Below are 22,950 nucleotides of genomic sequence, written 5' to 3' on the forward strand. Positions count from 1 at the left end.
CTCCTTTATTTTGGAGGACTTCTAAGTTGATGTTTTGAAGCGGTGAGTACGCGATTCCTGCGCACTTTTTGCCTCGCTAATCTTACGATAACTATATCTAAAAAGAACATAACAAGTTGTATCAAGCCGTGACGCAAGGGTCATCAATTTTTTTTCTCATCAACGGCTGTTGAACTGCACCATGCCTGCATCTGCAACAGATAGTGTATGGAAACTGATTGTTTCAGAAGATATTTTAAAATTTGTAACGGCATTATTTATGCCATCAATGGACTGTTTTTTTTTGTAGACGGATATTTATTTGCAGTCAGAAAAGTCAATTGCGGCTCAAAGTACCCTGCGGCGCATTTTTTATGAGGATTAGTTTTGCATTGTTGAGCATTAATCCATGAAAAAAATATGGGATTAATTTACACTGCAAAAATAAGGGTTGAAAAATTATGGTTTCCGGCTATGCAAAGATTTCGAAGTAAAATTGACTGGTGGGTAATGGGGTTCGTAATCTGTTTGACGGGTATGTTGATACAGCTGCTGCTGACCATGTATGCGAAGGGTACAATGGAAGAGTATCCGGAGCATACCGCGGTTTATGTGCTGACTATTGCAATGATCTGGTGGCCGGTCTGGACGACGCGGTATACAGTGGCTAATGGGCAATTGAATATTCGCTGCATGTGGCTGAACAGGAATATTCCTATGGCTGATATTCAGGGGGTTTCTCCGACGTCCAACTCTGTTTCATCACCTGCGCTGTCCCTTGACCGTCTGAAAGTTGATTATCTGAAAGATGGAAAAATTAAATCTGTACTGGTTTCCCCAAAAGACAAGCAGGGTTTCACCAGCCTATTGATGTCAAAGATTTAGCGCATCTATTTCAGCAATTGGAGTGCCTGATCCATACATGAAAGCAGCATTCTTGATTCGCTGTATTTAACCATTCTGCTTGTTTTATCCTTGACAGGAATATCTGACCGATTTGCTGATCACAGGCTTCATAACATATGGATCAGGCCTGTTGCTGCGGATTGGGCCAATAAATCTGCTGTTTGTTCAGGCTGAGGATTTTACCGTCAGCTGACGGTTTGAACAGTCTATATGCAGTGTGGCCTGCTCGGGGTAGTTTAGAAAATATACGGCCAAAATCGGTTCAAGCTCGGTGCGCATTCTGCGCGCCAAATGCCGGGCGCCGTAGCGGATGTCATGCCCTTGGCAAAAATGCGCTTTGGCGCTTTCTGTTAAGGAAAGGCTGCGTTTTTGATGCTGCAGGCGCTGATTGAGTTTTTCCAGTTCAATTTCGACCAGCCTTGGCAAGGCATCATTTTGCACCGGCCGATAGTGCAGGGCGCGGTCAATGCGGTTGAGAAATTCAGGATCGAATTTACGCTGCATGGCTTTTTCAATAATGCGCTGGGTCGGTACGCGCTTTAAACACAGATCCTGCATTTTTTTAGGCAGGAAATTCAATTTATCTAAATACAGCTGCGCTGCCTGCGCGCCGATATTGCTGGTCATGAAAATCATGCAGTTGCGGAAATCAATGGTTTTGGTGCCCGCCGTCAGGGTCAGCGTGCCGGTGTCCAGCACATTCATCAGGCCGCGCAGCACTTCAATCGAGGCTTTTTCCAGTTCATCAAACAGCACAATGCCCGGACGGGTATGTGAGCCTGCTATGGCGGCTTCATCAAACAGGCTGTGGCCTTCTTTCGAGCCGACGTAGCCTGGAGGCGCGCCGGTAATGGCTGCGGCATAGTGTTCCTGCGCCAAGGTGTTCATATCAATGCGGCAAAAGGCGTCTGAACGGCCATAAATAGCTTCAGCAATTAAACGCACAGTTTCGGTTTTGCCGACCCCGGTTGGGCCCAGCATTAAGGTCACCGACAGCGGGCGTTCGGGGCTGGAAAAATCCGCTTTAACCACCTGCAGCATTTTTTCAATTTCATTCAGCGCCGCATCCTGTCCAATAATCCGCTGCCTTAAGCTTTGTATTACCGCCTGCGGTTCAAAATGAAAGCGCGGCTTGCCAATCAAGCGGTCTTTTTCCGATGCGCTGTGTGTTGAAGTGCTGGGCTTCAAGGCATGGAGGGCTGGATTGGCTGTGTTCATTCCGTTTGATTCCTTGGGTTTAAAACTGGATTGGCTGGGAAAAGAGCCATCAAAAAACAGGCGCATCAACAATACATTCCGCACGCTTTGAGCATAGCAAACTTCAGTTTTTTCAATAATAGCTTTTAGCAATCATGTTATTGCCAGCGCCGTAAAATTCAGGAGGGAATGCTTGAAAATCCGCCTTAAACCATCACATCATGTAGCATAGACGCAGCAATGCAGTGAATCAGCAGAAGACAGGCCGCCAGTGAACGAAAACGCGCGTGAACATATTGAAAAAATTCTAGCCCATATGACGACTTTGCCGGGCGTGTACCGCATGCTGGGCAAGGACGGCGAGCTGCTGTATGTGGGCAAAGCAAAAAAATTAAAAAACCGCGTCTCCAGCTATTTTGTCAAAACCATTGAGCATCCGAAGACGCAGGCGTTGGTGGCGCGCATTTATGACATCGAAACCTTAGTCGTCCGTTCTGAAACCGAAGCGTTGCTGCTGGAGCAGAATCTGATTAAGTTGCACCGGCCGCCCTACAACATCATGCTGCGGGACGACAAGTCTTACGTCTATATTTTCATTTCCGCAGATCAGCCTTATCCGCGCATTGCGTCAGGCCGCGGCAAGGGCAAGCATCAGGCCGGCAAGTTTTTTGGACCGTATCCGAGCGCTTACAATGCCCGCGATACGCTGCTGGTGCTGCAAAAGCTGTTCAATGTGCGCCAGTGTGAAAACAGCTATTTTTCACAGCGCAAGCGCCCGTGCCTGCAGTATCAAATCAAGCGCTGCTCAGCGCCGTGTGTGGGACTGATTAGCCCTGAAGAGTATAAAAATGATGTCGATAACTCGATCCGTTTTTTGCAAGGGGATACCAAAGAGCTGAATCAAGAACTGATTGCAAAAATGGAGCAGGCGGCCGAGGCTTTGGAGTTTGAGAAAGCGGTGTTTTACCGTGATCGCATGGCGCTGCTGCGGGATGTGCAGGCGCAGCAGGCGATTTACAAGGTCAAAGGTGAAGCGGATATTATTGCCATTGCCTACCATGCGGGGGTGACCTGCGTACAGATTATGCATGTGCGCAATGGCAAGATGCTGGGCGGTAAAAGCTATTTCCCTGATATGCTGGGTGATGATCTGGCGCAAATGTTGTCAGATTTCATCGCCAACTTTTATTTTCAGGTGGCGGATGAGATTCCAGCTGAATTGATTGTGAATGTTGAGCCGGTCAACCGCAAAGAGCTGGAGCAGGCGCTGCAGCAGCACTTTGAGAAAAAGATTCAAATTAAGCACAGTGTGCGTGAAACCCGCGCTGAATGGCTAGAGCTGGCGCAGATGAATGTGCAGCATGCGATTAAAGGCAAGCTGGCCAATCATTTTGAATTGAATGAACGCTTTCATCAGCTGGAACAGGTGGCGGGCAGGCCCATTGACAGCATTGAATGTTTTGATATTTCCCATACCATGGGGGAAGCCACGGTTGCTTCCTGCGTCGTGTTTGATGCAGGCGGCGCACGCAAGCGCGATTACCGCCAGTTTTCCATCAATGACATTACCGAAGGCGATGACTATGCGGCGATGCGCCAGGCGCTGACCCGCCGCTATAAAAAAGCCATGCTGCCTGACCTGCTGCTGATCGACGGCGGCAAAGGCCAGCTGCATATGGCGATGGAGGTAATGCGGGAACTGGAACTGGATGCGTTTATGATCGGGGTGTCCAAAGGGGAAGGGCGCAAGCCAGGCCTTGAAACGCTGCATTTTACCGATGGCACGAAAATTCAGCTGCCTGAAGACCACAAAGCGTTGCATTTAATTCAGCAGGTACGTGATGAGGCGCACCGGTTTGCCATTACCAAACACCGCGCTAAGCGGGATAAAAAGCGCGGTTCTTCAGTGCTTGAAGTTATTCCGGGTTTGGGGCCGAAACGCCGCCGTGACTTATTGACCCACTTCGGCGGCATTCAAGGCGTGCTGAAAGCCTCAGAAAATGAATTGAAACTGGTGCCAGGTTTGGGTGAGGTGATGGCGCGCACCATTTATAAAATTTTGCATGAATAAATTGCCTGAGCGCAGGCGAACTTAAAGCGCTGTGCTGAAAATGGAAGCGCTTGGCTAAAATGCTCAATGACCCATGGGTCATTGAACATTTACATCAGCAGCCATTCCAATAAAGATAGCATATCGGCCATCACGTTGGCGTTCAGCAGGAAAGCAGCATGTCATTAACCGCATTATATGAACAGATTCGGCAGTCAGATACAGTCGATATCCCGCAAGGCTGGCTGCAGGGTCGCACGATTTATGGCGGCTTGGTGGCGGGCATGCTGATGCAGAAAGCCGTGCTGGCGGTGGCCGATGAGCATAAGCGCTTGCTCAGTGCCAGTGTGACCTTTGTCGGGCCTGTGCAATTAAGTTCAGTGAAGCTGACTGCGGAAATCCTGCGTGAAGGAAAATCTGTGACCACCGTGGAAGTCCGGCTTTGGCAGGGTGGCGCGGTGCAAAGCATTTTACTGGCCAGCTTTGGCGCGCAGCGCGAATCATCTATTCAGGTGAGCCATGAGCGGGCAGCGCCAGATTATCCTGCTGTTGAAGACTTGCAGATCGCGCAGCATCATCCTTTGGCGCCGGAATGCTTTAAGCAGATGCAAATGGCGTGGGCGGAAGGGCAGTATCCTTGTACGGCAGCCCAGCAGCCTGATTTTGGCGGCTGGTTCCGTTTTGATCCTGTGTGGCATGAAAACCGGGAAATGACGGTGGCGGAATTAATGGTGGCCTTCGATATGTGGCCGCCCGGTGTGCTGCCGATGTATACGCGCATGGCGCCAGCCAGTTCGCTGACGTGGCATCTGACCTATGTGCACCCGCTGCAGCATCAGGTACAGGATTGGTTTAAATATAAAGTATTTACCGACTATGCTGGAGACGGCTATTCGACGGAATATGCGCATTTATGGGATGCAGAAGGCCGGCTGATCGCAATTTCACGGCAAACAGTTACCGTGTTTGCCTAGTGACACTTTAGGTCATTTCGTATAAAGTGAACAGAATTAACGAAGGGTAAATCCTCAATATATTGTGCATTTGCATCGTGCATGAAGGGGAAACATTGGCGGTGTCTATGACTGCAGGTCGAATCCTGAATATTCCAAACATTTTAACTTTAGCGCGTATTGCTTTAATTCCTGTTTTTTTGCTTGTGGCCTATTGGCCGCCAGCCATGGGAGTTGAAGGCCATGATGCCGGCATGAGCCGGCATATGCTGCTGACGGGGATTTTTGTAGTGGCTGCGGTTACGGATTGGTTCGATGGCTATTTGGCGCGCACCTTAAACCAGACTTCAGCCTTTGGCCGCTTTCTGGATCCTGTTGCAGATAAGCTGATGGTAGCGGCGGCGCTGATTGTACTGGTACAATGGCAGCCCACGATTTCTATGGCTTTTGCCGCCATTGTGATTATTTCACGTGAGATTACCGTGTCTGCGCTGCGCGAGTGGATGGCGGAATTGGGCGCGCGCACCAGTGTTGCGGTATCAACAGTGGGCAAATACAAAACAGCATTCCAAATGATTGCAATCTCCGTCTTTCTGCTGAATTGGCCGCCGCTGGAAATGCTGGCTTATGCGTTGCTGTATACCGCAGTGATTTTAACGCTATGGTCAATGTTTATTTATTTAAAAGCAGCGTGGCCGTATTTGAAGCAGCCTTAAGTTTTAAGCTTTGAAAGCCCCTTTATGGGGTTTTTTTATGCCGCCTTGAATATTTAAAGATGCTGGCTGGCTATTGACTCAAGTAAAAGATTGCAGAATCTGCAGGCATTAGAATAAAAAAATTCCCAGATTTTGGGGGAAATCTGGGAAGAAAATCGGGGGATACTTATCACTATTATCCGAAGATGTTTCCATCTTCTTGAAACTGATTATAGGGACTCGCAAAGCCAAAATCATGTAGGTTCTTGTATTGTAATGCTGCGTTTTATTGGGAGAATGTAGCGCAGATTTACATTTCCTTATTTTGATAAAAATTCTATGACTCCCCTCAGCTTAAGAATGCTGTGCAAAGGGATGGCCAGACTTTAAAAAACTTAAGCATTCTGCTGTTTCAAAGGGTTGGGTGCAAAATGACTAATCTTGTGTTCAGGCGGTGCAGTATTTTGCTTAATAAAAAAGGAGCCCTTTCAGATTCCTTGATGGCATTTGGACCTGCGCGCTTCGCTTGCCTTGCAGAACAATAAGGCAGCCCATAAAAAATCCCCAAGGATGGGGATTTTTCAGATTAAAGCCTGCGCACAGCGGAGCTTTTTGTCTTGCAGCATGGCAGAGCAGTGCTCCTAAACTAAAAAGGGAATCTTTTCAGATTCCCTTTTGACAATCAAAACTACGCGCTTTGCTTGTCTTGCGTAAAATTTCAAGCACTGCTTTAAATTTTACTCAGGCTTCAGGCCTTCAGCTTTTTCCAATGACTCATCATTGTTAAAGAATTTTTCACGCTGTTCTTCAAGAAACTTTTTCGCATCCGGCTCAAACACGTTTAAACGCTTTTCATTGATCAGCGTAGTCTGGTGCTTCAGCCATTCCTGCCAAGCTTCTTTGGACACAGAGTCAAATAACTCCTGGCCTTTTGCACCGGGAAACGGCGCAAAATCCAATCCTTCCATTTCTTTTTGATACTTGCGGCAAAATATTTGTCGAGTCATGGCGCCCATCCTTTAAGCGTAAAGTTTTTCCAAACGGGCATAAGCGCGTTCGATGGCGGCTTCTACCTGAGCTGGCGCAGTCCCGCCAATGTGGTTGCGGGCATTGACTGACGCTTCAAGTGTCAGCGCTTTTTCAAAGACATCGGCTTGAATCAAGTCTGAGAATTGCTGAAGCTGCTCAAGGCTCAGTTCAGACAAATCTTTGGATTCTTGCACGCCTAGCGCGACCGCTTTACCCACAATTTCATGCGCATCACGGAACGCAACGCCATTTTTCACAAGATAATCCGCCAAGTCGGTGGCGGTAGAGAAACCGCGCAGCGCCGCTTCACGCATGATTTCAATGTTGGGAACCAATGCAGGAATCATGTCAGCGAATGCCATGAGTGAACCGCGGACGGTATCAATGGCATCAAACAAAGGCTCTTTATCTTCTTGGTTGTCTTTGTTGTAGGCCAGAGGCTGGCCTTTCATCAGGGTCAACAGGCTCATCAAGTCGCCATACACACGGCCGGTTTTACCGCGGATCAGCTCAGGCACATCCGGATTTTTCTTCTGCGGCATGATTGAAGAGCCGGTGCAGAAGCGGTCTGGAATGTTCACAAATTTAAATTGTGCAGATGTCCAAAGGATCATTTCTTCAGACATGCGCGACATGTGCATCATGATGAGCGATGCCGCAGCATTGAACTCAATGCCAAAATCACGGTCAGACACCGCATCCAGCGAATTTTCTGCAACGGCTTCAAAGCCTAACAGTTCCGCTGTATAGGCGCGGTCAATCGGGTAGGTGGTTCCTGCAAGCGCTGCCGAACCCAATGGCATGCGGTTGGTGCGTTTGCGGCAGTCAATCAAGCGCTCAGAGTCACGCACCAGCATTTCAAACCACGCCATTAAATGGTGGCCAAATGTCACAGGCTGCGCGGTTTGCAAATGGGTGAAGCCCGGCATAATGGTATTGGTGTTTTTTGCAGCCAAGCCCAAAATGCCTTTTTGCAGTTTTTCAAGCAATTGCAAAATGGCATCAATTTCATCACGCACATATAAACGGATGTCTGTTGCCACTTGGTCATTGCGGCTGCGGCCTGTATGCAGTTTTTTGCCGGCTATGCCGATCCGCTGCGTTAAGCGCGACTCAATATTCATATGCACATCTTCTAAGTCGATGCGCCATTCGAAATTGCCTGCTTCAATCTCAGCTTTAATCGTATTTAAGCCGTTAACGATGTCATTGCGTTCCTGTTCGGTTAATACGCCAACTTTGGCAAGCATGGTTGCATGCGCGATAGAACCTGCAATATCTTGTTTATAAAAGCGTTGGTCAAATTGAACAGATGCTGTAAATTCAGCAACAAAAGCGTCAGTTGCTTCAGAGAAACGGCCGCCCCACATGCCCGAAGTTTGGGCTGGTGACGGATTTGAGGAATTAGAAGATGTGGTCATGTCGGCTCAATAAGATAAAAAGCAGTAGAACTGCCCAAGAGTATAGCAAATTCGAACCCTATTGCCGAAGTGCAAGTTCATCAATCTTTTTTGAGCAGTGAGGGCAAATGGACGTTTCTTTTTTTTCCAGCAGAATCGGACGCTGGCAGTATGTCCTTGAACTGTTTACTGCCGGCAATATTTTGGCGCTGGTGCTGGCTTTAGCGCAGGCGCAGTCATGGTCAAATTTAAGCTTCAGCAGCTTGATGCAGCATATTTTATTTATTAATTGGGTACTGCTGGCTTTTGCGGCGATTGCTGAATATTTTGATCAGCGCTTATCGCCTTTAAATTTGAAATTGACCTTGCTGCTGGGCTTTTTGCTGCTACAGCTGATTGTCCTGGGCACCACACTCGTTCTGAATATTTTAATGTATTTTGGGCAGAGCTTCAGCTTTGCTGGCCTCAGCTGGGAAACTGTGTTCAGCCGCGCAGGCATGAATCTCAGTTTTGGCATGCTGCTGGGCGCATTTTGCTTCCGCTATTTATATTTGCGTGAACAATGGAGCCGGCAGCAGAACAGTGAACTGAATGCCCGCATTCAGGCCATGCAGGCCCGCATTCATCCGCATTTTTTATTTAACAGCTTAAACAGCGCCATCAGCCTCATCAGTATAGATCCAGATAAAGCCGAAGAAATGCTGCTGAATTTATCGCGCCTGTTCCGCGCCAGTTTTCAGGAACTGAAGCTGGTGCCGCTGAGTGATGAAATTGATTTATGCCGGCGTTATTTAGCCATTGAGCAAATCCGGCTGGGAGAGCGCTTAAAGGTTGAATGGAAATTGGTTAATCCGGAAATGTACGCGCGTGTACAAATTCCGCTGCTAACTTTACAACCCTTAGTGGAAAATAGTATTTTTCATGGAGTTGAAAAAATTCTAACTAAGAGTACGATAAGCATATTGATTGAAATATTGCAAAATCAAGTCAATATAGTCATTACTAACCCATACGCACAGGATAAAATAGCTTTACGTCAAGGACATGGTATTGCGGTAGAAAATGTGCAGCAGCGGCTGAAAGCGTATTATGGTTCATCTGCAGCATTCCAAAGCTTTGCAGGAGAAGGGATGTTTACGACTGTAGTGCAATATCGATATAAGTAAAAACAGCGCAGTTAATCTATAAAAAAAATGATGGTAGCTGAGTAAGGAGGAGAAATGGACATCCTGATTTGTGATGATGAGCCTCTTGCATTAGAGCGTTTGTCGCGTTTAGTCACTCAATTGGGGCACCAAGTGACGGGGCATGCAACACATGGACAGCAGGCGGTTGAATTAGCGAGAAGCCTTGAGCCCGATGTTGTGCTATTGGATATACAAATGCCGGAAATGGATGGTTTGGCCTGCGCTCAGTACTTGCGCCAGCTTGAACCGATGCCGGCAATCATTTTTTGCACTGCATATGACCACCACGCATTGGATGCATTCAAATCAAACGCAGAAGGATATTTGCTTAAACCGGTGATGCAGCAGGAACTGCAGCAGGTTTTGGATCATTTAATAAGATTAACCCAAGCTCAGGTGAGCTGTCTAAAACAAAAAGAAACTATGGAAGAACTTAAAATCAGCCGCCATCAAATCGCGGCTAAGACCTATCGCGGTGTTGAATTGGTGCCTGTTGAAAATGTGTATTATTTTTTAGCAGATCAAAAATATGTCACCGTGCGCCATAAAAACGGCAGTGTCCTGATTGATGAAACATTGAAAGACCTGGAAACAGAATTTGGCGACCAGTTTATCCGCATTCACCGCAATGCGCTGGTTTCAGTCAATTATTTGGATGGTCTGGAAGTGGTCAGTTCAGGGCAATACCAAGTGCGCTGCCGCGAGCTTGAGGAGCGCCTTGCAGTGAGCCGAAGGCATTTGCCGAATTTGCGCGAGCGGATTCAGAAATTGTAAAGCTGCAGAAAAGAATAAATGCTGTCATCTTTCTTAAATTTACTTGCATTTTAATATCGGCAAGATAAGTTTAGAATAATGTTTATTCTTACAGCCGTTTAAAATTTATGAAAACCCTGAAAATCGCAACTCGTCAAAGCCCGCTGGCCCTGTGGCAGGCAGAGCATATTAAAGCCCGTCTGGAAGCGCTGCATGCGGACTTAAAGGTTGAGTTGGTGACCTTTGTGACACAGGGCGATAAAATTTTAGATACGCCATTGGCCAAAATTGGCGGCAAAGGGTTATTTGTTAAAGAATTGGAAGCGGCTTTAATGGATGGCCGCGCCGATCTGGCTGTGCATTCCATGAAGGATGTGCCGATGGCATTGCCTGAAGGTTTGGCTTTGGCCGTGATCTGTGAGCGTGAAGACCCGCTGGATGCTTTTGTATCCAATACTTACCGCCATTTTGATGATTTGCCTCAAGGGGCGAAAGTCGGCACATCCAGCCTGCGCCGTAAATGCCAAATTTTAAAGCAGCGCCCGGATTTGCAGATCATTGATTTGCGAGGCAATGTCGGTACACGCTTAGCTAAATTGGATGCTGGAAATTACGATGCCATTATTCTGGCAAGCGCCGGCTTAAAACGTTTAGGTTTAGCGGAACGCATCCGCCATACGATTGCGCCTGAACTCAGTCTGCCTGCAGTTGGGCAAGGGGCTTTGGGCCTGGAATGCCGAGATGCAGATCAAGCTGTACTGGACTTGATTTTCCCGCTTATGCATGCTGAGACAGATGTGTGTGTGCGGGCGGAACGCGCTTTCAATGCGTATTTGGAAGGCGGATGCCAAGTACCGATCGCGGGCTACGCAACTTTGCAAAATGGGGAAATTCATTTAGAAGGCCGTGTGGGCAGCGTTGATGGCGCAACTTTGCTGAAAGCTGAATCTATGGGCGCAGCGGCAGAGGCTGAACAGCTTGGTGTGGCTTTGGCGAAAGATTTGGTCGCTCAAGGGGCAGGTGAGCTTCTGAAGGCGCTGTATTAATCTGCATGCTTTTTTTAAACACGCGGCCAGCCGACCGGGCAGCTGATTTAACGCAGTTCCTGCAGGCGCAGCAGATTGATGTGCTGGACTTGCCGCTGCTGGAACTGTCACCGATGCCCTGGTCGGCAGATTTAGCTGCGCTGTATGCAGCGCTGGCATCTGTCCAGGTGATTGTGGCGGTGAGCCCTTCTGCTGTGCAATACGGCATGGAAGGCTTAAAGCGCGCAGGCCTAACGCAGGTCAATATTTTGCACATACAGTGGATTGCCGTCGGTGAAGCAACTGCAAAAGCTTTACAGGCTTATGGCCTAAGCAGTCATGTGCCGCTGGTGGAAACCTCTGAAGGCATGCTGGATTTGCCTGTGCTGCATCAGCTGGACAATACTGCCAAAGTGGCCTTTTGGCGCGGCGAAGGCGGCAGGCAATTCATGATGGATACACTGCGCAAGAAAGGCGTTCAGCTGCTGAATTTTGTGCTGTACCGGCGGCAGTGCCCAGAGCAAGCTCCTAGAATTCTTATGGAACATCTTTTAGAACTGCAGGGCTACTGCATGCTCGTGACCAGTGAAGCCAGCTGGCTGAACTGGCTGAGGCTGATTGCTGCGCATCTGGATGTGCTGAATCAAGCGCATTTTTTTGTGCTGGGCGAGCGCTTATTTAATCTGCTGCAGCATTATAGGCAAGCTCATCCATATAATTTTTCTATTTATCAGTTAAATGATTTGCGGAAGGAATCCATTTTGAAGCAAATAGCGCTTGTGCAAGGAAATTCATGAAAAAACTGCTTGTTCTGGCCTTGGCCTTAAGTGTTCTGTGGATTGCAAAAATCAGTTTTGATTTATATCGGCTCAATGCGGCGCAGGATGCGCTGATGCAGCAGCAAAATGCGCTGGAGCAGCGAACGGCCAGTTTGAATGATCAGCTGGCTGCTTTAAACCGGCAGTTCAGCAAGACAGCGCTTTCGTCCGATGCAGAGCATGAGGAACCAGCCTTGGCGCAACAGTCCGCCGCGGCGCTGCAGCCAACGGTTTTAATTGCGCAGCAGCTCGATTTAATTGAGTTCGCTTTGCAGCAGCAGCAATATTCGCTGGCTTTGGAAAAATTGAATCAGCTGAATTTGAATATAAATGCATACCCGCTTGCGCCGGCGCTGAAAAGCAGCTTGCACCAAGTGATTGATAAAGATCGGCATACGGTAATGCAATATATTAATGCCAATAATGAACAGCAAAATAAAATGAAAGCAGTGCTGGATTTGCTCGACCGTGAAATTGGTGGGGAAATTAAAGCGCAATATCAAAAGCCGGCGCCGCAAGCAGGTAAATCATTTTGGCAGCGCTGGATTCAAATTGAATCGGTACAGCAGCCAAATGCAGTATTAATGCACCGCAGTATCATTTTAAAAGAAGCACAGCTGCGTTTATTGCTGGCTCAGCAGCAATTGCAGAAAGGGCAATATATTGCCTTTCAGCAGGAATTAGCTTTAGCAATTCAGATTTTAAAGCAGCTGCCGGATGCAAAAACACAGAATTTTATTCAGCATTTAAATGATTTGAAGAAAATTTCAGCCAATCCGGTACCAAGTTTAAATACACGGGCTTTAATTGGATAATTGCATATGAAGCAAATTTTACTCGCGTATTTATTTATCAGTTTGTTGGCTGTTGCGTTATTTAGTGTGCTCAGTTTTGGCTATGGTCCCGGATATGTCTATATCTATTGGCGCGAATGGCAAATTCAAACCAATATCTGGTTTTTTCTTATTATATTAGCGCTTTTAAGTTTTACTGGGCAAATGGCCTGGCTGGGCATTAAGCGTTACTTAAGCAGAGAACAGCGTAAGCGGGAAAATATTTTCAGTTTCAGCAAGCTGCATCCCTATGAGCAATTGGCGGTCATTTGGCTGTTAAATGCGGCACAGGACCAGCGTCAGTTTATTCAGCAGGCATTTGCTGAATCCGGTTTGCTGAAAGGGATTATGGATGCGCGCTTATATTGGATGCGCCAGCAATATAATGATGCGCTGAATGCATTAAAGGATGCCAATCCTATGGCTTTTGAATTGGCGGAACTGCAGCGGATTGAAGTTTACCTGGCGCAGCAGGATGGCGAAAAAGCCTTAACGCATTTAGAGTTTCTCAATCAGCATGAACTTTCACCTTGGCTGCAGAATGTCAGCACAGCGTATGAGCAGCGTTTAACCGCACTATGGGGGCAGTTTGCGCTGCAGTTTCCATGGATGTATTTGCGCTCCACAAAATATGGGCATTTGGATGAAATAACCAAACAGGCATGGCTGGAACAGCTTCTGGCGGCATTTGATCAGGCAGACCCAGACAGTTTGCAGCTGCTGAAAGAGCGGTATGAGGCATTGAATGATCAAATTTATAACCGCACCTTCCATATTAAGCTGCTATGGCTGAAAGTGCTTTCTCGCATGCCGGAAATGAGCGCATTGCATGAACAGCTCGCAGTGCATTTGTTGTCAGAGCAGTTTAATCAAGATGCTTTCTATTTGTGGTTCCAGCAGCAATTGCTGAAGCAGAATCCTGATTACGAACAAATTGAACAGCGGATTAATGCTTGGGAAAGCCGATATCCAGCATTGCCTGTCTTCAGTTTTGCCAAATGGCATGTGTATATGGCAACCGGGCGCGCTGCAGAGGCGGCTTTATTGCTGAACCAGTATCCTGATGATGTATTAATGAGTTATTTAAGAATTAAATCGAATTTGTCAGGTCAGGAAGATTTGATTAAACAGTTAAATTTAATTTTTGAAAATAATGCAAATTTTGTAGAAATTAAAATATAGTGAAAAATAAAATGATTAATATTTCTGAATGTCCGGTGATTTTTGAGCAAAATGTGGCCTGGGGCGATATGGATGCATTTGGCCATGTCAATAATGTGCAGTATTACCGCTATATTGAAAGCGCGCGCATTTGCTATTTTGATGAGCTTGATATTTTTAAGCAGGATGTTTTTACCGTTGTTGCTTCGAATCAATGTAAATACTTCAGCCCAATACTTTATCCAGATCAATTAAAAATAGGCGTGCGTGTAGAAGAGCTTCGAAATAGCGCTATTCGAATGAGTTATTTAATATGGAGCATGCAGCAGCAGAAAATAGCGGCAGCCGCAGAGGCAGTTATTGTATGTGTCGACAAAGTAAATATGCAGAAAATAGCTATGCCTGAAATGGTCCGTCAAAAAATAAAGCAAATTGAATTACGCGCGCAGCATGTTATTTAATTTAAATTCTGAAAAATAATTCGTTAAAACTATAGAAATCTGGTTTTTAATCCCCATATTGATATTGAATGTTTATATTAATGTAAATATGATGAGCGAGTTTAAAGCAAAATAATACATATTCATTGTTGAGGAATTAATATCATGCCAGACATCAGTAATTTATCTGTTGAAGAACTTAAAAAACTTCAAGTTGAAGCTGAAGCGTTAATCGCTTCTAAAAAAGATCAAGCGGTTGAAGATGCATATAACCAAATTTTAGCGATTGCTGAAAATGTCGGTTTAAGCATTGATCAAATTTTAGAACTAGGCGCGACAAAGCGTAAGAAAACAACGCGGAAATCAGTAGAGCCGCGTTACCGCAGCAAAGCAAATCCAAATGATACATGGACCGGCCGCGGTAAACAGCCGCGCTGGCTGGTTGCGGAATTGGAAAAAGGCGCTAAGCTGGAAAGCTTCTTAATTTAACTCAGCGTCATTGGGCTGTCATAAAAGCAGTCTAGGATAAAAAAACCAAGCAGTACTGCTTGGTTTTTTTATCCCTATGAATTGGCTGCGTGGAAAAAGTGTGCATAATGTGCTTATAAGAGAAATAAAGTTTTCGGGAAAGAAATTGAAAGATTGGTTGGGGCGGGATGAGCGGTAAGCCAAAACAAATAAAATGGCTGTTATTCGCGGTCATCATATTTTTTATTTTTGTTATGCTGCAAGTTCCAGCAGCATGGCTAATTTCAAAATTTTATAAAAATAATCAGACGCTGCAAAATGTCAGCGGCAATATTTGGCGCGGGCAAGCGGACTGGAGCAAAGGCCAGCTGAAAGGCTCAATCAGCTGGGAAAGCCGGCCCTTGGATTTGCTGCTGATGCGGTTGGGCGCAGATGTCGAAATTCACAGCGGCAATACACAGCTGCAAGGTGCGGTTGGATACGGCTTGGGTAAATCCTTAATCATCAAATCTCTCAATGGGCAGATTGCGCCGGAAACCTTAAAGTCCATCGCAGATTGGCAGTGGCCGAACAATGCGGTTCAGCTTAAGGATCTTTCACTGAAATATACAAAGCAGCAAGGATTCAGCCAGGCTGACGGCCAGCTGCAATGGGCGGGCGGAGAGCTTCTGTATATCTTTGCGCAGCGTCAAGACCGGATGAATGTTCCGTCGCTGATTGGAAAATTAGCGGATGATCAGGGCAAGCTGCAGATTGATGTCCGTGATCCGCGGGAACAAAAAATGATGAATTTGCAGCTGGATGCGGAATTGATGCTGGATGTGCAGCTGACGCAGCGTTTATTAATGAATATTCCTTCTTATGAAGGCAAAGCCGGTTTGGACACCTATGTGATTAGTACCCGTCAGCCTATGCTGAAAGGCGGTTTCTAATGCATGACTGGATTGAAAAGCTCAAGCAGTACAACTGGAAAAATACAGACCGTCTGGCGCCAGCTGTGCTGGCCGTGCTGATTATGTGTTTGTGCTGGAAATTGGCTTCTATGCTGTGGCTGGTGCTGGCGCCGCCGCAAGTCATGCAGATGGATCGGGTTGAACTCGGCTCGCAGCAGCCTCAAGTGCCGAATATCAGCTCCTTTGCCTTATTTCAGGAAGCAGGGCGGGCATCCGGTGCGGATGAACAGCTGAACATGGTATTGCAGGGGGTCGTAGTCGGCTATCCAAGCCAATACTCGTCAGCGGTGATTAAAGTCAATGAAACAGCCGAGCGCTATCGAGTGGGAGAGGCGGTAGAAGGCTCATCTTATACGCTGGCGGAAGTCTATTGGGATAAAGTATTTTTGCGCAGCGCAAATGGCGCAATGCGCGAGCTGGCCTTTAAAGGGATTGAAAACGGATTGAATCAGCCCATCGCGCCCAGTGGCAGCACCAGTCCGCAAATGAACAATACGCAACAGCAAGGCTATACAGGCAACAGCCAAACGCAAAGCGCGCTTGGGCAAGCTGTGCAGCGCATGCAGGAAAACCGTGAACAGTATATGCAGGAAATGGGCGTGAATGCATCTTCCGGCGGCGGGTTTGAAGTCACGGCGCGCACGCCGGCTGCATTGAGAAATAAGCTGGGGCTGCAGCCGGGTGACCGCATTATGTCGCTGAATGGGCAGAGTGTCGGTGCTGGCCAGACAGAAGTGCAATTATTAGAACAGGCTCGCCGCGAAGGGCAGGTGAAGCTGGAAATAAAACGGGGTGATCAAGTGATGACCGTGCAGCAGGATTTTAAGTGATGTGTCATCACCTAGCAGGTTGGGAAGCATAAGAGTTCATGGCTTTATTAAATAATCATCGTGCTGTATTTGCGGCATATGCTTTAGCGCCATTGGTGGCTATGGTGAGCACGGCAAGCCACGCGCAGACGTGGAAAATCAATTTGCGGGATGCAGATTTAACCGCATTTATTAATGAAGTTGCTGATATTACAGGAAAAAATTTTGCAGTTGATCCGCGGGTCCGCGGCAATGTTACGGTGATTTCCAACAAGCCGCTGAATAAAAGTGAAGTCTACGACTTGTTTCTGGGGGTGCTGAACGTCAATGGCGTCGTGGCGATCCCATCGGGCAATACCGTCAAGCTGGTGCCGGACAGCAATGTGAAAAGCTCAGGCATTCCCTATGATTCCCGCCACCGCGCAACGGGGGATCAAATTGTGACCCGGGTGATTTGGCTGGAAAATACCAACGCCAATGACTTAATTCCTGCTTTACGCCCGCTGATGCCGCAATTTGCGCATTTATCTGCGGTAGGCGGCACCAATGCTTTAATTGTGTCTGACCGCGCCAGCAACATATATCAGCTGGAAACCATTATCCGCAATCTGGATGGTACGGGGCAGAATGACATTGAGGCTGTTACGCTTCAATCCAGTCAAGCTGAAGAAATGATTGGCCTATTGGAAGCCATGACTTCTACGGGCGCTTCAAAGGATTTAAAAGGCTCGCGTGTGCGCATTATTGCGGACAACCGCACCAACCGCATCATTATTAAAGGCGACATGCAGTCGCGGAAGCGCATCCGGCAGACCATCGAGATGCTGGATGTGCCGCCTGCAGACCGTTTAGGCGGATTGAAAGTCTTCCGGCTGAAATATGCTAGCGCAAAAAACTTAGCGGAAATTTTGCAAGGCCTGGTAAGCGGGCAGGCAGTATCCAGTTCTAGTTCTGGTTCATCCAATTCATCATCCAGTTCTAATAATGCCATCAGCAATCTGCTGAATAATTCGAATTCAAGTTCCAACAGCTCATCCATGGGAACTTCTTCGGGGATCAACCTGAACTCAGGTTCGAACAATCCAAATGAAAACAGCATCAGCAGCTTTAGCGCCAATGGGGTCAGCATTATTGCAGATACCACACAGAATTCTCTGCTGGTGAAAGCAGACCCGCCATTGATGCGGGAGGTTGAATCCGCGATTCAGCAGCTGGATACCCGCCGTGAGCAGGTGCTGATAGAGGCAGCGATTATTGAAGTGGAAGGCAGCGATACGGATCAGCTGGGTGTGCAGTGGGCGCTGGGTGATTTAAGCAGCGGGATTGGCTTGATCAATTTTGACAATATCGGTTCCAGTTTAAAAAATATTGCAGCAGGCTATTTAACCGGCGGCGCAGCGGGGGCGGGCAGCGCGATTGGCGCGGGCACATCACTGGTTTTAGGGGAATATAAAGAAAGCGCTGACGGCTCACGCAAGCTGTATGGCGCGATGATTCAGGCGCTGAAAGAGAAAACCAAATCCAATTTGCTGTCGACACCGTCCATTTTAACCATGGACAATGAAGAAGCCTATATTGTCGTGGGGGAGAACGTACCGTTTGTAACGGGCTCTGTTTCAACCACATCTTCAGGCACAGCCAATCCTTATACCACCATTGAGCGCAAGGATGTCGGCGTAACCTTAAAAGTGGTGCCGCATATCGGTGAAGGCGGCTCTGTGCGCTTAGAGGTCGAACAGGAAGTTTCTAACGTTAAGGCCAACAAAGGCCAAGCCTCAGATTTGGTGACCAGCAAGCGGGCCATTAAAACCTCCATTTTGGCTGAGCATGGCCAGATTATTGTGCTGGGCGGCTTGATCTCAGATGATACAGCCTATACGCGGCAATCCGTTCCAGGTTTGGGTGCGATTCCGGGTCTGGGGCGCTTATTCCGTTCAGACGGCAAATCCAATGTGAAGCGCAATTTGCTGATCTTTATCCATCCGACCATTGTGGGAGATGCCAAAGATGTGCGCAAGCTGTCGCAGCAGCGCTACAGCCAGCTATACAGCCTGCAATTGGCGCTGGATGATGACGGCAACTTTGCTAAATTGCCGGAAAATATCGAAGATATGTATCAGCAGCGAATTCCGGTTTCGAAAACGCCGGTCAATCCGCCGAAGCCAGCTTATCAGGCGGTTCCATCGGGCGGCGCGCAGCAGCAGCCAGCGGTTCAGGTTACGCCTGTGGCGATAGAGCCGGCAGTGAAGCGGCAGGTGATGACTGTGCCGAATGGAGTACGTCAGTCAGCTGCGCCTTAATGTCTTCTGTACAGCGGGAAAACATGGGCAGAACCTGCGGTTGATGAATTTAGACCGCAGCATGTATGATGAAATCAAAATCAGATAGAGAAATCATTTCATGACTTGGAAACTACAAGGCATTACTGGAGAGCAAACAGGGCAGGAAATCAGCATTGACCGTGATATGCTGATTGGGCGCCATCAGGCTGCGGATATTGTCCTGCAGCAGGCTGAAATTTCCCGTAAGCATGCTGCATTTTATTTAAGGGATCAGGCGCTTTGGGTGCAGGATCTGAATTCATCGAATGGCACATTTGTGAATGACGTGAAGATTGAAAATGAAGCGCTGTTAAAGGAGGGTGATATTGTTCAATTCGCCAGCTTAAAATTTTCAGTTTTGCAGCCAGCCCGCACTTTGGACGATACAAAAGAGAAAGCGCCAGTACAAACCCTGCCGTCTGAAGCTGCAGTGCAGCCGTCTGAAGCGGTCGCTGTATCAGAAACCGCCCAGTCAGCAGCGCCAGTGACGGCGGCGGCGCAGAAAATGAATGAGCAGGGCATGCCTGATTTGAAAGAGCGCCATGAGGGCGTACAGCTGAGCCGTGACGGCATGCCGCAAAATGTCGCTGTGCCAAAACCGGCGCCAATTCCGGAAGGTGTTGATATCAGCGCTGTGAAGCCTGACCCGGCGCCAATTCCCGTTGAGCAGCCAGTGACACAGGTTGAGCAGGAGAAAGAACAGCAGAAAAATGCATCTGTTGGCCTAATGAGCGTGATTGTCATTATTATTTTGGCAGTTTTAGCATGGCTGTTCTTTAAATAAGCCGCGCTTGGACTGCAATAAGGCATGCAATCGCATGCCTTTATTGTTTAAGCTGAAGATATATGGAAAAGAGGACCTTATGTTGAATCTGAATTTAGCGGAAAAACAGCTGATTTTATTTGATTTGGATGGCACGCTGGTTGATTCGGCCACAGATTTATACCGTGCGATGAATATGAGCTTGAATGCATTGCAGCTGCCCCTGGTCACTGAAGAGCAGGTGCGGGTTTGGGTTGGAAAAGGCACTTCCATTTTTTGCAGCAGCGTCTTGGAGCATTTAACCGGTATTGTGGACGCTGCGCAGCATCAGCTGCTGCTGGAGACCTTTTTGAAAATTTATAATGCCGATCCATGTGTGGAAACACAGCTGTTTCAGGGGATTCAGGAGTTTTTGGATTGGGGCAAAGCGCAAGGAAAAACACTGATTTGCGTGACGAATAAGCCGGAGCAGCCGGCCCGCATGATTGTTGAAAATTTGGGAATCTCCAGCTATTTTGCAGATGTCATTGGCGGTGACCGTTTTGAACAGCGCAAGCCGCATCCGCGCCAGCTGCTGCATTGCGCAGATTATTATCAGACTGAAAAAGCAAACATGCTGATGGTGGGTGACTCATCGAATGATGTGGAAGCGTCGCGCCGCGCGGGTATAGATTGTATTGTGGTCAGCTATGGCTATAATCATGGTGAAAATATTCAAGATTGCCAGCCGCAGCTTGTGGTGGATGATCTTCGGGAATTGCTTGCGTAATACAGTGCATTGAAGGAATAAACATGAGCAGCAGAATGGTTTTTCGATGGCGGAACTCAGTCCAGCAATCCAATAAAACTGAATAGCGCCAATCAAAATAGAGAAACCGTATGACCACGCAAAGCCAATTCGATCAGTTAAAAACCCAAGGCTATAACTTAATTCCTGTTTACCGCCAGCGCCTGGCGGACACGGAGACGCCATTATCTGTATTTGCCCGTCTGAAAGCGCACAAGCAGGCTTATTTGTTCGAATCCGTGGAAGGCGGTGAAAACTGGGCGCGCTATTCCATTATCGGCTTAGGCGAGTCGACTGTATTTTCCTGCAATGCGGGTGTGCTGACGGTTCAGCAGGCCGATGGCGGGATCAGCAAAGAGCCGTGTTCAGATCCGTTTCAATATATCCGCGACTTTCAGGCGCAGTACCGCGTGCCTACCCAGCAGGATCTGCCTGCACTGCCGAGTTTTACCGGCGGCTTGGTGGGCTACTTTGGCTATGATGCGGTGCGCTATATCGAGCCGCGCTTAAATAATGTGCCGGAAGCTGATCCAGTCGGCTTGCCCGATATCTGGATGATGCTGTCTAAGACTGTAATCGTTTTTGATAACTTAAAAGATACGCTGTTTTTGATTGTGCATGCGGATGTGCAGGATGCAGATGCCTTTGCTCAAGCGCAGAGTCAGCTGGATGCGCTTGAAGAGCTGCTGGCGACCCCTGTCAGTCTGAAAGCGCAGAAACATACTGCGCCGCATTTTGAATCGTTAACGGGTCATGATCAATTCATTGCGTCTATTGCCAAAGTTAAGGAATACATTAAGGCGGGTGATGTGATGCAGGTGGTGCCTGGACACCGTATGGTTTCAGATTTTGACGGTGATCCATTGCAGGTTTACCGCGCGCTGCGCCATTTAAATCCATCGCCGTACTTATTTTTGGTGCAAGGGCAAACCTTAGAGAACAATCAGCCGTTTCATATTGTCGGCTCATCGCCTGAAATTCTATCGCGTTTGGAAAATGGCGTTGCCACGGTGCGTCCGCTGGCGGGGACGCGTCCGCGCGGCAAGACCAAAGAAGAAGATTTGGCATTAGAAAAAGACTTGCTGTCTGATGAAAAAGAAATTGCAGAGCATCTGATGCTGATTGATTTGGGCCGAAACGATGTGGGGCGTGTATCCAAAATCGGTAAAGTGCAAGTCACTGATCAAATGGTGATCGAGCGCTATTCACATGTGATGCATATTGTGTCGAATGTGCAGGGTGAAGTGCGTGATGATGTGGATGCCTTGGATGTTTTTAGAGCAACATTCCCTGCAGGCACGCTTTCCGGCGCGCCAAAAATCCGCGCGATGGAAATTATTGACGAAGTAGAACCGGTAAAGCGCGGAATTTTCGGCGGCGCTGTGGGTTATTTAGGCTGGCATGGTGAAATGGACATGTCGATTGCCATTAGAACCTGCGTTATCCGTGAAAATAAGGTCTATGTGCAGGCGGGAGCAGGGGTGGTTTATGACTCAAATCCTGAATCTGAGTGGAATGAAACCCAAATAAAAGCTCGCGCAGTGATCAAAGCGGTTGAATTATCGTCAAACGGATTGATTTTATGAGTTTTTGACGGTTTTTTTAAAAAAAACACTTGCAAGGATTCTGAGTTTTGCTAAACTGCACACCGTTCCGATACGAAACGTACGAAACACTAAGAAACGCCGGCATAGCTCAGTTGGTAGAGCAACTGACTTGTAATCAGTAGGTCCACAGTTCGAATCCGTGTGCCGGCACCATCTTAGATGGGTTGAGTAGGTAAAGTAAAGAACAGCACTGAAGCAAGTGTAAAATGGTGAGGTTCCCGAGCGGTCAAAGGGGGCGGACTGTAACTCCGCTACGAAAGTNCTTAGATGGGTTGAGTAGGTAAAGTAAAGAACAGCACTGAAGCAAGTGTAAAATGGTGAGGTTCCCGAGCGGTCAAAGGGGGCGGACTGTAACTCCGCTACGAAAGTTTCGAAGGTTCGAATCCTTCCCTCACCACCAATTTTAAGACTTCTAGAAGTGGATTGTGCCAACATCGTGCGGGAGTAGCTCAGTTGGTAGAGCGGCAGCCTTCCAAGCTGCATGTCGCGAGTTCGACCCTCGTCTCCCGCTCCATTCTAAGTTCTTATATTTGCTCTTATAGCTCAGTGGTAGAGCACTCCCTTGGTAAGGGAGAGGTCTCGAGTTCAAATCTCGATAAGAGCTCCAGATTACAGTTTAGTAGATTATCTACAAATTTTTTAAAAAGCAGGCTTATTAGTCTGCTTTTCAAGTATTTGGTGTCTGATTTTTTAGACGATGTGTCGATACCGAGTTGTTTATACCTGTGTTCGACGTAAACGAGGAAGATGAACATGGCTAAGGCTAAGTTTGAACGTAATAAGCCACACGTTAACGTGGGCACAATTGGTCACGTT

General features: G+C 47.5%; 20 protein-coding genes, 4 tRNA genes and 2 pseudogenes. 23 read left to right on the forward strand and 3 right to left on the reverse strand.

Annotated features, from left to right (window positions below; all coding sequences use genetic code 11):
* Nucleotides 1-453: 453 nt before the first annotated feature.
* Nucleotides 454-864: a PH domain-containing protein gene (locus OKC24_RS05150; RefSeq protein WP_171458881.1), complete on the forward strand. Its 411-nt coding sequence runs from the start codon at nucleotides 454-456 to the stop codon at nucleotides 862-864.
* Nucleotides 865-1,050: 186 nt separating this feature from the next.
* On the opposite strand, the gene OKC24_RS05155 is transcribed toward OKC24_RS05150, so the two are convergent.
* Nucleotides 1,051-2,103, reverse strand: a complete 1,053-nt coding sequence (locus OKC24_RS05155) for an AAA family ATPase (protein ID WP_131277337.1) — start codon at nucleotides 2,101-2,103, stop codon at nucleotides 1,051-1,053.
* A 250-nt stretch (nucleotides 2,104-2,353) separates the two neighbouring features.
* Here OKC24_RS05155 and uvrC point away from each other — a divergent pair, with 250 nt between their 5' ends.
* The 3 genes from uvrC (at nucleotide 2,354) to pgsA (ending at nucleotide 5,801) form a co-directional block, all read left to right on the forward strand.
* Nucleotides 2,354-4,153, forward strand: coding sequence for an excinuclease ABC subunit UvrC (gene uvrC / locus OKC24_RS05160; RefSeq protein ID WP_265464865.1), 1,800 nt, complete (start codon nucleotides 2,354-2,356; stop codon nucleotides 4,151-4,153).
* 158 nt (nucleotides 4,154-4,311) lie between these two features.
* Nucleotides 4,312-5,106 carry a thioesterase family protein gene (locus OKC24_RS05165; protein WP_130144491.1) on the forward strand — a complete coding sequence of 265 codons (795 nt, stop codon included), beginning with the start codon at nucleotides 4,312-4,314 and terminating at the stop codon, nucleotides 5,104-5,106.
* A gap of 107 nt (nucleotides 5,107-5,213) precedes the next feature.
* On the forward strand, nucleotides 5,214-5,801 hold the full coding sequence (gene pgsA, locus OKC24_RS05170) for a CDP-diacylglycerol--glycerol-3-phosphate 3-phosphatidyltransferase (protein WP_035361610.1): 588 nt from the start codon (nucleotides 5,214-5,216) through the stop codon (nucleotides 5,799-5,801).
* Between the two features lie 716 nt (nucleotides 5,802-6,517).
* Here pgsA and OKC24_RS05175 read toward each other — a convergent pair.
* Together OKC24_RS05175 and argH are read right to left on the reverse strand one after the other, a co-directional pair.
* Nucleotides 6,518-6,787 carry an oxidative damage protection protein gene (locus tag OKC24_RS05175; protein ID WP_130144493.1) on the reverse strand — a complete coding sequence of 90 codons (270 nt, stop codon included), beginning with the start codon at nucleotides 6,785-6,787 and terminating at the stop codon, nucleotides 6,518-6,520.
* A 12-nt stretch (nucleotides 6,788-6,799) separates the two neighbouring features.
* Nucleotides 6,800-8,230 carry an argininosuccinate lyase gene (argH, locus tag OKC24_RS05180; RefSeq protein WP_130144495.1) on the reverse strand — a complete coding sequence of 477 codons (1,431 nt, stop codon included), beginning with the start codon at nucleotides 8,228-8,230 and terminating at the stop codon, nucleotides 6,800-6,802.
* Here argH and OKC24_RS05185 point away from each other — a divergent pair.
* The 19 genes and pseudogenes from OKC24_RS05185 to OKC24_RS05275 all read left to right on the forward strand — a co-directional run.
* Nucleotides 8,221-9,375, forward strand: a pseudogene (locus OKC24_RS05185) (sensor histidine kinase). The gene argH and the pseudogene OKC24_RS05185 sit on opposite strands and share 10 nt — an antisense overlap.
* Before the next feature lie 54 nt (nucleotides 9,376-9,429).
* The gene (locus OKC24_RS05190) at nucleotides 9,430-10,170 is read left to right on the forward strand and encodes a LytR/AlgR family response regulator transcription factor (protein ID WP_005006948.1); all 741 of its coding nucleotides are present in this window, start codon (nucleotides 9,430-9,432) and stop codon (nucleotides 10,168-10,170) included.
* 107 nt (nucleotides 10,171-10,277) lie between these two features.
* Nucleotides 10,278-11,195 (forward strand): hydroxymethylbilane synthase, encoded by a 918-nt coding sequence (gene hemC / locus OKC24_RS05195; RefSeq protein WP_131277331.1) that lies wholly within the window; start codon nucleotides 10,278-10,280, stop codon nucleotides 11,193-11,195.
* Between the two features lie 5 nt (nucleotides 11,196-11,200).
* Complete coding sequence (locus tag OKC24_RS05200; protein ID WP_131277328.1) at nucleotides 11,201-11,971, forward strand: uroporphyrinogen-III synthase; 771 nt, start codon at nucleotides 11,201-11,203, stop codon at nucleotides 11,969-11,971.
* Nucleotides 11,968-12,807, forward strand: a complete 840-nt coding sequence (locus OKC24_RS05205; RefSeq protein ID WP_265464866.1) for a hypothetical protein — start codon at nucleotides 11,968-11,970, stop codon at nucleotides 12,805-12,807. Before OKC24_RS05200 ends, OKC24_RS05205 begins: the two co-directional genes overlap by 4 nt.
* Nucleotides 12,808-12,813: 6 nt before the next feature.
* Nucleotides 12,814-14,007 (forward strand): heme biosynthesis protein HemY, encoded by a 1,194-nt coding sequence (locus OKC24_RS05210; RefSeq protein WP_130144505.1) that lies wholly within the window; start codon nucleotides 12,814-12,816, stop codon nucleotides 14,005-14,007.
* 11 nt (nucleotides 14,008-14,018) lie between these two features.
* Nucleotides 14,019-14,447, forward strand: coding sequence for an acyl-CoA thioesterase (locus OKC24_RS05215; RefSeq protein WP_130144507.1), 429 nt, complete (start codon nucleotides 14,019-14,021; stop codon nucleotides 14,445-14,447).
* 141 nt (nucleotides 14,448-14,588) lie between these two features.
* A complete protein-coding gene (locus OKC24_RS05220) occupies nucleotides 14,589-14,915 on the forward strand; it encodes an H-NS histone family protein (RefSeq protein WP_026253436.1) in 327 nt (108 codons plus the stop codon).
* Between the two features lie 167 nt (nucleotides 14,916-15,082).
* Entirely contained in the window at nucleotides 15,083-15,826 is a 744-nt protein-coding gene (gene gspN, locus OKC24_RS05225) for a type II secretion system protein N (RefSeq protein ID WP_265464867.1), read from the forward strand.
* Complete coding sequence (locus tag OKC24_RS05230; RefSeq protein ID WP_130144511.1) at nucleotides 15,826-16,677, forward strand: type II secretion system protein N; 852 nt, start codon at nucleotides 15,826-15,828, stop codon at nucleotides 16,675-16,677. Before gspN ends, OKC24_RS05230 begins: the two co-directional genes overlap by 1 nt.
* Before the next feature lie 38 nt (nucleotides 16,678-16,715).
* A complete protein-coding gene (gene gspD / locus OKC24_RS05235) occupies nucleotides 16,716-18,956 on the forward strand; it encodes a type II secretion system secretin GspD (protein WP_130144513.1) in 2,241 nt (746 codons plus the stop codon).
* Nucleotides 18,957-19,056: 100 nt separating this feature from the next.
* Nucleotides 19,057-19,761 carry an FHA domain-containing protein gene (locus tag OKC24_RS05240; protein ID WP_130144515.1) on the forward strand — a complete coding sequence of 235 codons (705 nt, stop codon included), beginning with the start codon at nucleotides 19,057-19,059 and terminating at the stop codon, nucleotides 19,759-19,761.
* 79 nt (nucleotides 19,762-19,840) lie between these two features.
* Nucleotides 19,841-20,509, forward strand: coding sequence for a phosphoglycolate phosphatase (locus OKC24_RS05245; RefSeq protein ID WP_130144517.1), 669 nt, complete (start codon nucleotides 19,841-19,843; stop codon nucleotides 20,507-20,509).
* Nucleotides 20,510-20,619: 110 nt separating this feature from the next.
* Complete coding sequence (gene trpE / locus OKC24_RS05250) at nucleotides 20,620-22,113, forward strand: anthranilate synthase component I (protein WP_130144519.1); 1,494 nt, start codon at nucleotides 20,620-20,622, stop codon at nucleotides 22,111-22,113.
* A 98-nt stretch (nucleotides 22,114-22,211) separates the two neighbouring features.
* Nucleotides 22,212-22,287 (forward strand) — tRNA-Thr (locus tag OKC24_RS05255).
* A 163-nt stretch (nucleotides 22,288-22,450) separates the two neighbouring features.
* Nucleotides 22,451-22,534 (forward strand) — tRNA-Tyr (locus OKC24_RS05260).
* A 38-nt stretch (nucleotides 22,535-22,572) separates the two neighbouring features.
* Nucleotides 22,573-22,648 (forward strand) — tRNA-Gly (locus OKC24_RS05265).
* A gap of 18 nt (nucleotides 22,649-22,666) precedes the next feature.
* Nucleotides 22,667-22,741: transfer RNA gene (locus OKC24_RS05270), tRNA-Thr, on the forward strand.
* 146 nt (nucleotides 22,742-22,887) lie between these two features.
* Nucleotides 22,888-22,950 (forward strand): annotated as a pseudogene (locus OKC24_RS05275) (GTP-binding protein); the annotation flags it as partial.

Origin of the sequence: Acinetobacter entericus, from assembly GCF_026168575.1 — a bacterium.
In the GTDB taxonomy this organism is placed as follows: Bacteria; Pseudomonadota; Gammaproteobacteria; order Pseudomonadales; family Moraxellaceae; genus Acinetobacter; species Acinetobacter bouvetii.